Origin of the sequence: Vibrio sp. VPAP30 (assembly GCF_001188205.1) — a bacterium.
GTDB classification, from domain to species: domain Bacteria; phylum Pseudomonadota; class Gammaproteobacteria; order Enterobacterales; family Vibrionaceae; genus Vibrio; species Vibrio bivalvicida.
The window spans coordinates 252909-268560 of sequence record NZ_LBLS01000038.1 but is presented as its reverse complement, the minus strand read 5'-3'; the positions used below and the strand labels follow the sequence as shown (position 1 = coordinate 268560).

The 15652-nt window shown below is 44.4% G+C and carries 11 protein-coding genes; 7 read left to right on the top strand and 4 right to left on the bottom strand.

The window, feature by feature from the left end:
* Window position 1: 1 nt before the first annotated feature.
* Window positions 2-763 carry a molybdate ABC transporter substrate-binding protein gene (modA, locus tag ZX61_RS18960; RefSeq protein WP_049846324.1) on the bottom strand — a complete coding sequence of 254 codons (762 nt, stop codon included), beginning with the start codon at window positions 761-763 and terminating at the stop codon, window positions 2-4.
* Window positions 764-768: 5 nt separating this feature from the next.
* Window positions 769-2226: a cobyric acid synthase gene (locus ZX61_RS18955; RefSeq protein WP_049846157.1), complete on the bottom strand. Its 1458-nt coding sequence runs from the start codon at window positions 2224-2226 to the stop codon at window positions 769-771.
* A 173-nt stretch (window positions 2227-2399) separates the two neighbouring features.
* Here ZX61_RS18955 and ZX61_RS18950 point away from each other — a divergent pair, with 173 nt between their 5' ends.
* Window positions 2400-2774 carry a YgiW/YdeI family stress tolerance OB fold protein gene (locus ZX61_RS18950; protein WP_049846156.1) on the top strand — a complete coding sequence of 125 codons (375 nt, stop codon included), beginning with the start codon at window positions 2400-2402 and terminating at the stop codon, window positions 2772-2774.
* A 109-nt stretch (window positions 2775-2883) separates the two neighbouring features.
* Window positions 2884-3390, top strand: coding sequence for a hypothetical protein (locus ZX61_RS18945; RefSeq protein ID WP_193395072.1), 507 nt, complete (start codon window positions 2884-2886; stop codon window positions 3388-3390).
* Between the two features lie 55 nt (window positions 3391-3445).
* On the opposite strand, the gene cra is transcribed toward ZX61_RS18945, so the two are convergent.
* On the bottom strand, window positions 3446-4423 hold the full coding sequence (gene cra / locus ZX61_RS18940; RefSeq protein ID WP_049846154.1) for a catabolite repressor/activator: 978 nt from the start codon (window positions 4421-4423) through the stop codon (window positions 3446-3448).
* A gap of 316 nt (window positions 4424-4739) precedes the next feature.
* On the opposite strand from cra, the gene fruB reads away from it, so the two are divergent.
* The 5 genes from fruB to glgC all read left to right on the top strand — a co-directional run bounded on the left by fruB (window position 4740) and on the right by glgC (window position 12120).
* Complete coding sequence (fruB, locus tag ZX61_RS18935) at window positions 4740-5873, top strand: fused PTS fructose transporter subunit IIA/HPr protein (RefSeq protein WP_049846153.1); 1134 nt, start codon at window positions 4740-4742, stop codon at window positions 5871-5873.
* Between the two features lie 11 nt (window positions 5874-5884).
* Window positions 5885-6859 (top strand): 1-phosphofructokinase, encoded by a 975-nt coding sequence (gene pfkB, locus ZX61_RS18930; RefSeq protein WP_049846152.1) that lies wholly within the window; start codon window positions 5885-5887, stop codon window positions 6857-6859.
* A 19-nt stretch (window positions 6860-6878) separates the two neighbouring features.
* Window positions 6879-8615, top strand: coding sequence for a PTS fructose transporter subunit IIBC (fruA, locus tag ZX61_RS18925; RefSeq protein WP_049846151.1), 1737 nt, complete (start codon window positions 6879-6881; stop codon window positions 8613-8615).
* A 238-nt stretch (window positions 8616-8853) separates the two neighbouring features.
* On the top strand, window positions 8854-10755 hold the full coding sequence (locus tag ZX61_RS18920; RefSeq protein WP_049846150.1) for a sensor domain-containing diguanylate cyclase: 1902 nt from the start codon (window positions 8854-8856) through the stop codon (window positions 10753-10755).
* A 150-nt stretch (window positions 10756-10905) separates the two neighbouring features.
* Complete coding sequence (glgC, locus tag ZX61_RS18915) at window positions 10906-12120, top strand: glucose-1-phosphate adenylyltransferase (protein WP_049846149.1); 1215 nt, start codon at window positions 10906-10908, stop codon at window positions 12118-12120.
* A 66-nt stretch (window positions 12121-12186) separates the two neighbouring features.
* On the opposite strand, the gene ZX61_RS18910 is transcribed toward glgC, so the two are convergent.
* A complete protein-coding gene (locus tag ZX61_RS18910; protein ID WP_049846148.1) occupies window positions 12187-15324 on the bottom strand; it encodes a chitinase C-terminal domain-containing protein in 3138 nt (1045 codons plus the stop codon).
* Window positions 15325-15652: the final 328 nt, after the last annotated feature.

Genomic DNA, 15652 nt, shown 5'->3' with positions numbered 1-15652 from the left:
TTCACCTCTGCTCTTTTGCCTCTAAAAAACCAAAGCGCTTTATAATAGTTTGCGCTTGCTGTGAGTTCACAAATTGTGCAAACCTTCGTGTATGTGCCTTGTTATTAAGCGTCACCATCGGATACAAAATGCTCGAATGAGAGTTATGTGGGAAGGTTGCAACAATCTCTGTTTTATCACTCAGTAGCGCATCAGTCTTGTAAACAATCCCAAGAGGCGTTTCTTTCCTTTCAACTAAAGTAAGAGCGATTCGAACATTACTCGTCGGAGCCAAAAACGACTTTATGTCATCCCATATACCAATATTTAGTAACGCCTCTTTGGCATAAATACCGGCAGGGACCGCATTGGTTTGCCCTAAGGCGAGTCTTGAGCCATTCAACGCAGACAACCAAGAGCCAGCCATATTGATATCTAACCCTACATTATTACCTTTAGGTGCAATAACCACCAACTCATTCGCCGCAATATTAGTGACGGCGTCACTAGTTGCTATTTGTTGGTCTACAAGGTAATCCATCCACTTGAGATTGGCTGAAATATAGACATCCGCTGGCGCCCCCTGGGCAAGTTGGCGAGCTAGCGAGGCACTTCCACCATAAACTGTCGTTACCCTGAGCGAATGTGTTGTTTCAAACTGGTCAACGATTTCGTTAACAACATTAGTCATAGATGAAGCGGCGTAAATACGCAACGTCTCTGCATTAACAGTAAAACTCGCGCAAGCAAATATTGCGAAAAGGCAGATTCTAACATCGTTCATGGTTATCATAATTCAGGCCAAAGCTTCTTAAGATCAAGATGCTGCTCTATAGCATCAGCAATCCTGTCAATTGCTTTCTGCTGATTCTGTTTATGATCGATTTGCGCAATTTCATCGACACCTACCCACTGACAGATGGCCGAAACTGCGTCTGGACAGTCGAAGATACCATGTAGATAAGTCCCTAGCACTTGATTACAATCACTAACCGCTCCATCACTTTTACTACTTTCCAGTTTAACTAAAGAACATCCTGTGACTTGGCTAATTCCGGCGTGAATCTCATATCCAGCCACTGATACTTCTTTGCCATTGAGAGTCATCACACCGCTTATATTACTCAGAGTTTTACTTTCTTTCAGTTCTGTTTCAACAGCAAGATGCCCTAAACCTTGGGTTGAGCCAGCTGTACTTTCAATACCCATAGGGTCATCAATCTTCGTACCCAGCATTTGGTATCCACCACAGATCCCCATGACTTTCCCTCCTAGTCTTAGATGCCTATTGATGTCTTTATCCCATCCTTGTTGACGAAGGTAGTCGAGATCACTCCTTACAGACTTCGAACCAGGAAGAATGATCAAATCGGCTTCTGTAAGGCGCTCTCCTTTGCCAGCATACTTTAGGTTAATATCTGGGTTCAGTCTTAATGCATCAAAATCGGTATGGTTGCTGATACGCGGAAAGACAGGAACGACAATATTTAACTTAGCATTTTCACTAGTGATTTGCTGCGCGTTAATGGCGTCTTCAGCTTCTAAGTCAAAACCATGGAGGTATGGTAAAACACCAATCACAGGCTTTCCTGTTTTTTCTTCCAACCAGTCTAGACCCGATTGCAATAAGGAGATATCTCCCCTGAATCGGTTAATGACAAACCCTTTAATTCGTTTTTGTTCACTCTCTGAGAGTAGCGCCAGCGTTCCATAAAGGTGCGCAAACACCCCTCCACGATCGATATCGGCGACAATGATCACTGGTACATCGGCCTCTTCTGCAAATCCCATGTTGGCGATGTCATTTTCTCTTAAATTGATTTCCGCTGGGCTCCCAGCACCTTCAATCAATACCGATTCATATTTTGACTGCAAGATCGAAAAAGACTCCATAACGACCGGCAAGGCCACTTTTTTGTAGCTCCGATATCCAATGGCATCGACCGTTGTCGTCGCCTTGCCTTGTAAAATCACTTGTGCGCCCATGTCAGTGTTTGGTTTAAGTAATACCGGATTCATGTGAACACTAGATTCAATATTGCACGCTAAAGCTTGTACTGCTTGCGCACGTCCAATCTCACCACCATCGGGGGTCACAGCACTATTTAGCGCCATATTCTGTGGTTTAAACGGGGCGACTTTGACTTTCTTTCGGGCTAAAACACGGCATAAACCTGCCACAAGAACACTTTTTCCAGCATCGGAAGTCGTGCCTTGAACCATTAACGCCTTAATCGTTGACTGCATGAGATATCTGAACTTACTAAATCTATGTGATAGCACTAATAATAACGGCAATCACCCAGTTTTCTCAACAATATGAATGGAATATGAATCTTATGCTCAGCATGGATTCAAAATAAGTTTGTTTTAATAGCACTATCAAACGAACACGACCCATTAAACAATAGGAAATTGACATGAAAAAAGTAGTTCTAGCGACCGTAGCCACTCTTATCCTTGCGCCAACTCTAGCCTTTGCGAAAGACGGCCGTCATGAAACAGGGACAGGAATCCAGTTTAACGGACCAGTCGAACTTACCACGGTAGATTCACTCCTGAGTGATACCAGTATGTTCACAGAGAAGAATGTTGTTGTAGAAGGAAACCTTCTTAGACAAGTAAAAGGCGATACCTTTATTTTTTCTGACGGCAAAGGTGAGATTCAAGTTGAGCTGGATGACGACATTCATATGACGCAGCCGATTGACCATACAACTAAAGTTCGTCTTTTCGGAGAGTATGAAGGTGGAAATACGCCAGAAATTGAAGTAGATCGTCTTCAAATCCTATAAATGCCCTGAATTAGTCCTCTGATTACGTTATGATTTGGCTTGTTTATTGCAAGCCAAATCAATTAGTCAATTTATTGTTGCTAGTCGGAGACTACTTTTGAAGAAAATCATGTTGGCCAGTGCCTTAGCGTTCGCAGGCATCAGCACAGGCGCTCAGGCAAATAATTTTAACTATAACTTTTTCGAAGTCCGAACTGCTATTGGTCCAGAAATGACTGGTGCTGAGTTTAGTACGTTCTTCACGGAAAACTCTCACTTTATTCTCCGTGCTGATACTCAGTTTGACAAAGATTATGATCTCGCTGGTGGGATTGGTTTTAATGGCCCAATCAGCCAATTTGCTGACGTTTATGGCCAGTTGCTTGTCCATCAGGTGAAGTATACCGAAGAAGCTGGTGGTGAAAGCGACACACAGGCTGAAATCAACGTTGGCGTACGCCTATGGCTAACAGATCAAGTTGAAGCAACGGGGCGAATCGGCCGAAACGATGATGCTTCTGTATTCCATGCGGGGGTTAGATTCCATTCAACGCAGCAACTATCACTTTCAGCTGAGACTCGTAACAATGGGCTTTATGGTCCGCAGGTGACTATGTCGGTTAGGTTCCAATACTAAGTGCTCCTTTAGTCTATAGATAAAAACTAAGCCCTGTTAATAACAGGGCTTAGCTTTATCTTACGACTATCTTTCTTGGGACCAACTCGACCCCAGCTTTATATCGCTTAGCTGCCGCATTTAACGCTAGTTCCATTGCACTATCTGCGATCAATTCGAACTGCTGTGGCAACGAATTGATTCTCATCGGCAAGAAGTCCAAAAGTCGATTATCACCAAATGTCGCTAACTTAATCTGACTCGCCAAGTCAGGTTTCTCTAGTAGTACATCTAATACACCTTCTAGTAAAGTATATGACGTAGTGACAATAGCATCGGGTACAGTGTTGTTGTGATACCAAGTTTCTAGTACTTGCTTGCCATCTCTGCGGTTAAAGTGCTCACCATAACCAACTCTAGCACCGACATTGTTCTTTCTCGCTGCTGACATAAATCCTAATTCGCGTTCACGTGAAATGTTCAATTCAGGAAGCGCTCCAATCAAACCAACACTAGTGACACCGTCACACAACACAGACTGAGTTAAATCAAACGCACCGCCAAAATCTTCACTTATCACGCAGGAAAAATGCTCATCATCTAACGGGCGGTCAAGTGCGATAACGGGTATACCTTTTGATTTTAGCTCTAAGTAGAACTCGCTAGCAGAAGGAATAACACTGGCAACAAACAGGGCGTCGACTTTACGGCTCACTAAAGCTTGTACAACACTTTTTTCTGTTTCAGGTTCATCATCAGAACACGCAATCAGGATCTGATACCCTGCTGAACGCGAGTTTTGCTCTAACAATTTGGCCAACCTCGCATAACTGGTGTTTTCTAGATCTGGAATAATTAAACCAAAAGAGCGGCTTTGCCCTGCCCGTAAGGTGCTTGCTGCTAAGTCTGGTCGATAATTGTATTCATTCACCACCGCCATCACTTTGCGTTGGGTTTTTTCACTTATTCTATATTTTTGAGCTTTACCATTGATTACATAGCTAGCCGTTGTTTTTGAAACACCCGCAAGTTTTGCTATTTCATCTAGTGTCATATCATCAACCTTTGTTCTGTGCGCCGGATCATAATACGTTATAAATGATCCCACGATGAGTTGAATTATATGCTGAAACGATTCAGTATTAAAGCTGAAAGGATTCAGCAAAGTCGATAAAGTGAGGCAAATCACTCAAATATGTCTTGTGTAACTCATCGACACCTTTTTAAATCAATTAGTTATTAAGGAAAAGTGCTGAATCCACATATTTTTCTCTTTTTGCTGAATCGATTCAGTTCAATTAAGCAAAAAGAATATTGAAGCCCTGTTGGCTAATTGAACGATTTTAAAACCTTAAAGCTGGAGAAGCACCATGCTTAAGTTAGCGAAAAGCGACATTACACTGGCACAAGCAGCAAGTGACAAATTTGAAGCGATTAAAAATATCGCAAAGAGCCTCAGCAATGCAGGACTTGTAGATCAAGGCTACGCTGAAGGCATGCTCAATCGTGAGCAACAAAACTCTACTTTTCTTGGTAATGGTATCGCGATCCCGCACGGCACTACTGACACCCGCACTATGGTAAAAACCACTGGTGTCGCTGTGCATCACTTCCCACAGGGGGTTGACTGGGGTGATGGTAACACTGTATTCGTCGCTATCGGTATTGCCGCTAAATCGGACGAACATTTAGGCATTCTTAAGCAACTAACGAAAGTTCTTGGCGCAGATGGTGTTGAGCAGCGTCTACGCAACGCCACAAACGCACAAGAACTCATTGCCCTACTTAATGGCGATGTTCAACTCGAAGCAGATTTTGATGCATCACTAGTACAACTGCAATTCCCAGCCAGTGATATGGTGCAGATGAGTGCTGTAGCAGGTGGCCTACTCAAAAATACAGGCTGCGCTGGATCTGAATTTGTTGCAGATATTGTAACTAAAACCCCTACACACCTTGGCCAGGGTCTGTGGTTGGTTGGTAGTGATAAACAAGTGACTCGTACTGGCGTCTCTTTTGTCTCCACAGCAAACGACTGTGCATTTTCAGGCAACAAAGTGCGCGCCCTTGTTGCGTTTGCTGCTTGCAACAGCGCACATCAATCTATCTTAACCACGATTTCAAAGCTTGTGTTTAACAATGAACACAACAAACTACTTGATGCATCTGCTGAACAGATTCTTGCGCTATTCAAAGGTGAAGAAGTGACAACGGAAGCGGCTGAAGATGGAAATACAGCGGTCTTCAAGATTAAGAATGCTCACGGCCTACACGCTCGTCCTGGCGCTATGTTAGTCGCTGAGGCCAAAAAATTTGAATCAAACATTCGCGTTGCCAACCTAGATGGTGATGGCAAAGCGGTGAATGCAAAAAGCCTGATGAAGGTCATCGCGCTTGGTGTTAAACATGGCCACCAACTTCAGTTTTTTGCTGACGGCCCAGATGCACCGCAAGCAATTGACTCTATTGGTAAGGCGATAGCTTCTGGCCTTGGCGAAGGTTAAGGAGCGAAAGAATGACAGTATTGAAGACAAACAAAGTCGTTACCATCACGCTTAACCCAGCCCTTGATCTAACTGGCTCACTGGACTCGCTAAAAGTAGGTTCAGTTAGCCTTGTAGAAAAGAGCAACCTGCATGCTGCAGGCAAAGGCGTAAACGTGGCGAAAGTACTGAGTGACCTTGGCGCAGACGTGACCGTGACAGGCTTTCTTGGTAAAGACAACCCTGAGCTATTCCACCAACTATTCGACGACATCAAAGTGAAAAGCGAGTTTGTTGAAGTCGAAGGCGCAACGCGTATCAACGTAAAACTGGTTGAAGCTAGTGGCCAAGTGAGCGATATCAACTTCCCTGGCGTTCAAGTAACAGGAAAAGAAATCGAGCGCTTTGAACAAACCCTATTCCGCCTTGCAGAGACGCACGACTACTTCGTACTTGCCGGTAGCCTACCTGGCGGCGTAACCGCAGAACAATGTGCGGCGTGGATTGAAGAGCTACACCAGCAAGGCAAAAAAGTACTGTTCGATAGCAGCAAAGCAGCGTTGCGTGCAGGTATCGATGCGCATCCTTGGTTGATCAAACCAAACGATGAAGAGCTAAGCGACTTCGTTGGCGAACACCTCACCACACCAGAGCAATGCCAAGCAGCAGCACAAACAATAAGCGATAAAGGCATTGAAAATATTGTGGTTTCAATGGGCGCTGACGGTGTGATGTGGCTAAGCCAAGGTGAATGGTTGCGCGCACAACCACCAAAAATGAATGTAGTTAGCACAGTTGGCGCAGGCGATACGCTTGTCGCGGGCTTGTGCTGGGGTCACATGCAAGTGATGCCTAATAACGATTTACTGCGCTTCGCTACTGCGCTTTCTGCCCTAGCAGTGAGCCAAGTTGGCGTTGGCCTAACCAGTCAGGAAGAACTGGAGAACATCAAGCTCCGAACGCAAGTGAGCGAGCTTTACCCTAACACGAGCTTAGACAATAACTAAGGAACAGAAGGTTATCAGTATGAATATTGCCATTATTACAGCTTGTCCAAGTGGTGTTGCTAACTGCATCATTGCGGCAGGCCTACTCGAACAAGCGGCCACAAAACTGGGTTGGAATGCTAAGATTGAATGCCAATCAAACATCGTTGAACCAACGCTATTGACAGACGCTGACATTGCACAAGCAGAAACGATCGTAATTGCGGCTAACACTCCAGTCGATACTTCTCGTTTCGTAGGTAAAAAAGTCTACCAAGCAGATATCAGTACCGTTGCAAAAGACGCAGCCGCTTTCTTACAAACTGCTGTTAAAAGCGCGGCAACACTAGAGCAAGCAACAACATATGCAGCACAAGCAGAAAGCGTATCTGCAACAAAGAAGATTGTCGCTATCACTGCATGTCCTACTGGCGTTGCACACACTTTCATGGCAGCAGAAGCACTAGAAGAAGAAGGCAAACGCCGTGGTCACCAAATCAAAGTGGAAACGCGAGGCTCAGTAGGTGCGAAAAACCAACTGACTGACCAAGAAATCGCAGACGCAGATCTAGTGATCATCGCAGCTGACATAGAAGTGCCCCTTGACCGTTTCAACGGTAAGAAAATGTACCGCACAAAAACCGGTCCAGCTCTTAAGAAAACAGCAGAAGAAATGGACAAAGCGTTTGAACAAGCAAGCGAATACCAACACTCTGGATCTTCTAGTGCATCATCAGCAATAGAAGAGAAGAAAGGTGCGTACAAACACCTAATGACGGGTGTATCGCACATGCTTCCTGTGGTAGTTGCCGGTGGTTTGATCATCGCCTTATCCTTCGTATTTGGTATCGAAGCGTTTAAAGAAGAAGGCACGCTAGCAGCGGCACTGATGAGCATCGGTGGAGGCTCGGCATTCGCTCTAATGATTCCAGTGCTTGCTGGTTACATCGCCTTCTCTATTGCTGACCGTCCCGGTCTGGCTCCGGGTCTTGTGGGCGGTATGCTTGCTAGTTCAACTGGCGCAGGTTTTCTGGGTGGTATCGCAGCAGGTTTCATTGCAGGTTACGCAGCCAAGTTCTTAGCAGATAAAGTGCAACTGCCACAATCGATGGAAGCACTCAAGCCGATTCTGATCATTCCATTTGTGGCAACGCTGTTCACTGGTCTAGTAATGATATATATCGTAGGTGGCCCAGTTTCAGGCATTATGAACGGTCTGACTGACTTCCTAAATAACATGGGGTCCGACAGCGCAGTGCTACTAGGTATTATTCTTGGTGCAATGATGTGTTTTGATTTGGGTGGTCCAGTTAACAAAGCGGCTTACGCATTCGGTGTTGGTCTATTGGCTTCTCATACGTACGCGCCAATGGCTGCAATCATGGCGGCAGGTATGGTTCCTGCTCTAGGTATGGGTCTGGCAACATTCCTTGCTAAGAACAAGTTTGAACAAAGCGAACGTGAAGCAGGTAAAGCATCATTCGTTCTTGGTCTGTGTTTTATCTCTGAGGGTGCAATCCCATTCGCAGCGAAAGATCCAATGCGCGTCATCCCTTCTTGTATGGCTGGCGGTGCACTAACCGGTGCGCTATCGATGCTGTTCGGTGCAAAACTAATGGCACCACACGGTGGCCTGTTCGTACTGCTAATCCCTAACGCAATCTCTCCAGTATTAATGTACTTAGTAGCAATCGCAGCAGGTACCGCAGTAACAGGCTTCACTTACGCATTCCTAAAAAGCAAAGCAGAAAAGAAACAACAAGCAGCGGCGGCCTAATTTTTATTGCCAACTCCCCCGATAGATGGCGAAGCACCTTCTTCTGTAAAGGTGCTTTTTTTTGCTTCTACTACCCCTTTAGAGTCAGAGTCGGGTACCCGGCTCTATGTAAAAATGCACAATTCTTTAAAACACGACGTTCCAAACTAACCAATATTCAACCATGCTCACAGTAAAAGTAGTAAGATCGTAGTATGATTTAACCCTTATTGACTAACTTAATTATTAGAATAATTAAATGCGCAAACGTGGTTCCAAAATTATCTTCCAATTTCTTGCCGTTTTTTGTGCACTGTCGTTCGTACCCTTTCTTTATTTCTATACTCAGTTCTCGTTAGTCAACCAACAAACTCAGCAATATGTAGAGCGACTCAATCGCAACAAACTTGAATACTCCAAAGTTGAGTTACAAACTTCACTTCAAAAAATAGGGTCTTCACTTCGCTATTTATCGAACAATGGTATGCTTAACCAAGCTATCTTGAACCCAACACGTGAGAATCTTGATGCTCTCGAAGGGTTTTGGTTGCTGATTGCACGCACACAAGGGTACTACTCTCAGCTTAGGTTCTTAGATGCCAGTGGCATGGAAATCGTTCGTATTAATAGTGGCGAACGGTTTCTCGAGATAGTCGAAAAAGAGAGGCTGCAGTTCAAAGGTGACCGGGACTACTTCGCTTTTGCGCGCAAGTTGGGCAATCACGACACCGGTAACTATGGCATTGATCTTGAGATCGAAAATGGCAATATAGTAAACCCCCATATACCAGCTTACCGCGTTATCTACCCGATCACATTGGACGGTGAACGTAAAGGATACTTTATTGCCAACCTCGATTTAACGCGTATTTATCGTGGACTTGCCTATAAAAGAAACCACACCAACCTTCCTAATGTTGTGACAGGTGAAGGCTATTACTTGATGTCTACAACCGGCGACAAGATCCTAGGAGACCTTGTTAACGAACACCGCGAATGGAATATCGCACATCAATACCCTTTGCTTTGGCGTGAATTGCAGTTGAACAAATTCGGTACAGTTAAAGAACGGGATTACTGGATTTCTTATACAAGTACTGAGCTTAATGATGTTGAGCACGTTGAAGAACTAGTATTTTTCATTAAAACATCGTTAGACGACGCTCATGCCTTTACCGATGATGCAAGGCATGATCTCTATACTCAAGCCGCATTCATATTCATCATACTGTTTTTGCTGACATTTACTTTCGTCACATGGAACTATAGACACGAGAAAAATAGCTTAGACAGCAAAATAGCGCGAGCGGCCATGAATGGCATGTCAGCTGTCGTCATTACCGATCGCAATAACCGTATCATTCAGGTCAATAGTGAATTTACTCGTATCAGCGGATACACACTCGAAGATGTCAAAGGCCAGCCCCCTTCTCTTTTTGCTTCTGGTAAGCATCAACAAGAGTTCTATATGAATATGTGGAAAATTCTTGAAGACAAAGGGTTATGGGAAGGTGAAGTGGTCAATAGACGTCGTGACGGCTCAATCATTACTGAAATTCTTCGCATTCAGACTGTAAAAGATCGATTTGGTGTTATTCAATTCTATGTCGCTTCATTTGTCGATATTTCGCACAGAAAAGAGCTGGAAAATAGACTTAGAGAACTCAGTGAAAAAGATCCGATGACCTCACTTTGGAATCGGCGCAAGTTCGACACTGAGATTCAAAATCAAACACTACGGTCAAAACGTTACAGAAAAAATGAGCCTGCAACGTTAGCTTTGATTGATATTGACCATTTCAAACGTGTCAACGACAAATATGGCCACGACCGCGGTGACCAGGTTATTGTAGAGGTAGCAAAAAGCCTTGTTCATCAACTACGTGAAACCGACGTTGTATCTCGAATTGGTGGTGAGGAGTTCGCTATTATCATGCCTCATACCGACTTAAAAGAAGCCGAAATGGTGCTAAACCGAGTTCGAGCTGCCATCAACATTGAAAGTGAACTTAACATTACCATTAGCGCCGGCGTCACTGAGATATCAGATAAAGCCGAAGAAACCTATAAACGTGCAGACATTGCACTATATGAATCAAAAACAATGGGGCGAAATCAAGTCTCTGTTCTTTCAGTAAGCGAAACCCACTCCATTGCCTAAATTTGGTGCAACAAGTCGTTTAAGCGCACCAAGATCACACATTTTCTTTGTAGGTAACTGCAAGGCCCCTTATCGGCACGTTGTATCTTTCTTGGCTTAAATCTTGAACTAACCTTCATATGTCCCTTGTGCGCTATATGGAGATAGAAAATGCAAGATACGCTCACCGTTATCTTAGCTGGTGGTATGGGCTCTCGTTTAAGCCCGCTCACGGATGACCGAGCCAAACCAGCCGTTCCTTTTGGGGGGAAATACCGCATAATTGATTTTACATTGACCAACTGTCTTCATTCGGGCCTGCGTAAAATCTTAGTACTGACACAGTACAAATCTCATTCACTGCAAAAGCATTTACGAGATGGATGGTCATTGTTTAATCCTGAACTTGGTGAATTTATCTCTGTTGTACCGCCCCAGATGCGCGGTAAGGGAAAATGGTACGAAGGAACAGCCGATGCCATATATCACAATCTTTGGTTATTAGATCGTAGCGAAGCGAAACACGTCATCGTATTATCTGGCGATCACATCTACAGGATGGACTATGCCGAGATGTTGAAAGATCATATTCAAAATGGGGCCAAGTTGACTATTGCCTCGATGGAGGTGGATAGAAACGACGCTTCGGCCTTTGGGGTCCTATCAGTCAATGAAGATGGCTTGATTGAAACCTTCTCAGAGAAACCTAACGAACCAGAGTCCTTACCTAATAACCCTGATCGAAGTCTAGTCTCTATGGGAATCTATATATTTGAGATGGAAACGTTACAGCGCGCATTACTTAATGATGCTGACAATGACCTCTCGTCCCATGACTTTGGCAACGATATAATTCCTCGCTTGATCGATGAACAAGGTGTTTACGCCTACAACTTTTGTTCTGATCGAGGGCGTGTAGCGAGAGATTGCTACTGGAGAGATGTCGGTACAATCGATTCATTTTATCAAGCCAATATGGATTTACTCGAACCAGTACCTCAGATGAATCTTTACCAGCCTAACTGGGGGGTACGAACTTACGAATCACAATTACCACCCGCCAGAACAGTATCTTCGGCCACAGGTAACGAGGGAATTTTTATCAACTCCATCATTGCGAGTGGAGTTATAAACTCTGGGGGGTCAGTTCAGCACTCAATTATCTCATCTAATGTTCGTATCAATGACTGTGCAACAATCGTCGACAGTATTTTGTTTGATGATGTTGAAGTTGGCGAAGGATGCAAACTAGTGAATTGTATTATAGACAAACATGTATCGATACCTCCCAACACTTCTATCGGTCTCAACGCAATGGAAGATGCCCAACGTTTCCATATTTCTGACAATGGCATAGTTGTTGTCCCAGAGAGTTACAAGTTTTAATTCAATCTAGACGGACAGAAGGCCTTGGTTTACTACCAAGGCCTTTATGCTTGGTTTCTATCTATTTTATTGTGTGCACGTCACTTCATCCCAGAACCAATTTGACTGAGTAGGCGTTTCCCAACTACCCGGGTTATTCTTTGCGACAAAGCACTTACCGTTATGTGAATAGGTATTGCCATTTTGCGCTTGAGTAACACCGGGTTCCCAAGCTGTAGCGTTTCCACTATCTCCGCCATTGTCGCCACCGTTATTGCCCCCATTGTTACCACCATTGGACAAATCAGCTAAAGGCAACTCCGGTTGCTCAAACTTAAATGCATACTCTACCCCAGCAATATTTACAGTGTAATTTGCTGGCCCTGAAATAGGTAGATAGTAAACCATATCAAGATCATACGTCCCACCACTAGGAAGATCTTTCCAACTTGGTAAGCTAAACGAGACTCTATGCATTGGGCCATCTAGTCCACCAATGTTGTTCGCTCGCGTATGACCAGAAGCAATGACTTTTAATCCACCACCGGATTGATCTTTAGCATTGTCTGGCGCCGATACTGGGATATCAAACTGGAATTCGGTACCACCAGGGATCGCCTGCCCCGTGTTATTGGTAAAGGTCACTTTCGGATTGATCGGATAATTTTGGTCGCCAACCTTAAACCCACTAATCTTGACTAAAATATCTACTGCTTCTGTCGGTACTGCCCCGGTAGCAACCTTATTGCCATAAGGGGTGGCTGACTTGAACTTATCATATATCGCTTTGGTCATGGTGTTACCCATATGGTATTCACCATTTCCATTTGCACAAGCCTGCTCAGTCACGTCAATTGAAGTGCGCTGATTGTTGTCAAGAACATAGCAGTTATAGTCCCCTGCAAGTTCCCAGAACATGATACCGCCTATTTCCTTATCGATAACATAATCCGCTTTCACCGAGACAGATGGCTCGTCTTCCGTAGATAGGAACACTTTCTTTTCTGCATTCCATAACCAAGGGGCAACAGCGACGCTGTCATAGTGCCTAGTGTAGCTTCCCACGAATTGATCTGTAGGATCATTTGCCGGGTCTAAGCCATATGCCGAACTGTAAGTCCCCCAGATCCCTTTCTCTAGGTTTTTTGCATGCCACATAGGACCTGAACCCGCTCCCATTTCATTGCCTTGTGGATCTTTATCATGCCACATATTGTCGATACCCAAAGCGCCATTACCGCAATTGTTCTTCTCACCCTCACCTGTTCCTGCCGGACATTGAGTTTGATCCTGTAATGCCGCACGCCCCCATAGACCATTGGTACCACCCGTTACTCCTTGCCATCCTCGGGTATAATATGGGACACCGATATTAATTCGACCAGCGGGCATTGAACCTCGGAAGTAATGGTAGGCCCAGTCAGTGTTTAGGTATCCAATTCCGCCATAAGCTGCGGTTCCATATACGTTCCACTGTGCCAGTTCCGAATCTTCACCTGTATCAAATAGTGCGGCATTGTGACCTACGTGGTCATTCCAAGCACCATGTAAATCGTAAGACATGATGTTGACGTAATCTAAGTACTTGGTAACATCAAAGGTCTCCATACCGCGAAGTAAGTAACCAGAAGAAGGAGCCGCGATGGTCAGCATATAGTGAACACCATCTTGAGCAGAAGCAGCATCCAGTTTTTCACGGAGTACCTTCATTAATTCTTGATAAGAAGCCCATAAATAGGGGCGGCGCGGCTCCATAAAGGCTTTATCATATGGGTTTCCGGCTCCCGCCATTGAAGTTGGGTACTCATAGTCAATATCAAGACCATCAAACTTGTAAGTACGCATCATATCAACAGCAGAAGCGACAAACTTCTCAATCCCTGCATGATTAATTGAGCCATCGGCATTTGTTGTCATGGTGTAGAACCCACCGTCAGCAACACGGTTTCCATCCGCGTCAAAATGTCCGCCGGTTTCAGCCCATCCACCAATCGAAATTAAAGTTTTAACACCGTAACGTTGTTTGTAAGTCGCCAGTGCGCCAAAGTGCCCTTTAAAACCAAGCGTTGGGTCTATATCGACACTAGGCCACTCTTTGCCAGTCGCTACGTTATTAGGATCGTTAACATCACCTAAGTTAACTTTGCCATCTGAACCTATACCCACAAATGCATAGTTAATGTGAGTCAATTGCTGCCAAGGAATATCTTTAACTAAGTAAGAAGCTTGAGGATCATCACCTGCTCGCCAACTGGTGAAATAACCAATAACACGACGCGGATGATCAGACCCCATTTGCTCACGCCCTTGTTCGTCATACACGGTACAATAAGGTACGCTAACGCCTTCAGTTTGATAGAGGCCGTCAGGGCGGCAGTTGGCTTCAGGTGATGCGCCAGTCACCGTTAAACTCGCGATAGTGGAGTTGGTGCTTGCCCCAAGATTATCTGTCGCCTTAGCATAGATAGAAAGGCTGCCAGCTTGAGTAGTCGTGTAGTCCAGCGTGTATGGTGCCGACGCAGCAGTACCAACCAACAGGCCTGCAACATAAAAGTCGACTTTATTCACAGTCCCGTCAGAATCATCAGCGTTGGCGGTCAAGGTAACAACAGATCCTATATCAACACTGGTCGCCGACAATGAAACATCTACCGTTGGTGCTACATTATCGGGATTTGAACCCGTAACAGAGATCTCTACGTGACTAACCAAACTTTGCGCACCCACATCATCATACGCGATAGCACTAATTTGGTGGTTTCCCAGCGTCGCATTCCAGGATGTTGTGTATGGAGCAGCCGTCACTTGCGCGACAAGCGTTCCATCCACGAGAAATTCAACTTTTGCCACACTGCCATCAATATCGTTTGCATTAGCAGCAATGGTGACATCGTCACCTTTTGTTATTGAATCTGTTACCAAAGGTGAAGTAATTGACACGGTTGGTACTTCATTACCGCCTGCCGAATCACAACTGCCTAAATTTTTCCAATGCCCCCACTCTCCTGAGGTTTGTATAGGATCATTTCCTTGAGTCCAATAATTCGCTTGATACCCCGAGCCTAAATGTTGGACCTGGTCGCCCCCCGTATAGACCACCGAGGAGTCCCAGTTTTCAAGATTGCCACAGTCGACCGCAGCATAGCCGTTAAACGCCATTAAACAGGCGACGCTCAGCGTACTGAGGGTAAAAAGTTTAGCCGAACCAGACCTTTGTATGTACATGTCACTTTATCCTTAAGTTATTGTTTACAAAATTAAACTTCGACTTTATCAATGCCGAATACTTAAAATATTTTGTAAAATAACCGTAGGTTAGTATGGAGAAATAACACCTATTATTTCGTCAGACTACAAAATGACTCGCAATACAAAGTAACTACCATGCAAAATATACATACTTATTTTGCATCGATAACTTGTTTTTAATGTGTTCGTTATACAAAAAATAAGCCCTTTCATCTCACTGATAAAAGGGCTTATTACAGAAGATTGACTAGATCTCCTATAGGGAAACGAGAACAATTCTCTTTGTTCTCATTATATTACTCAA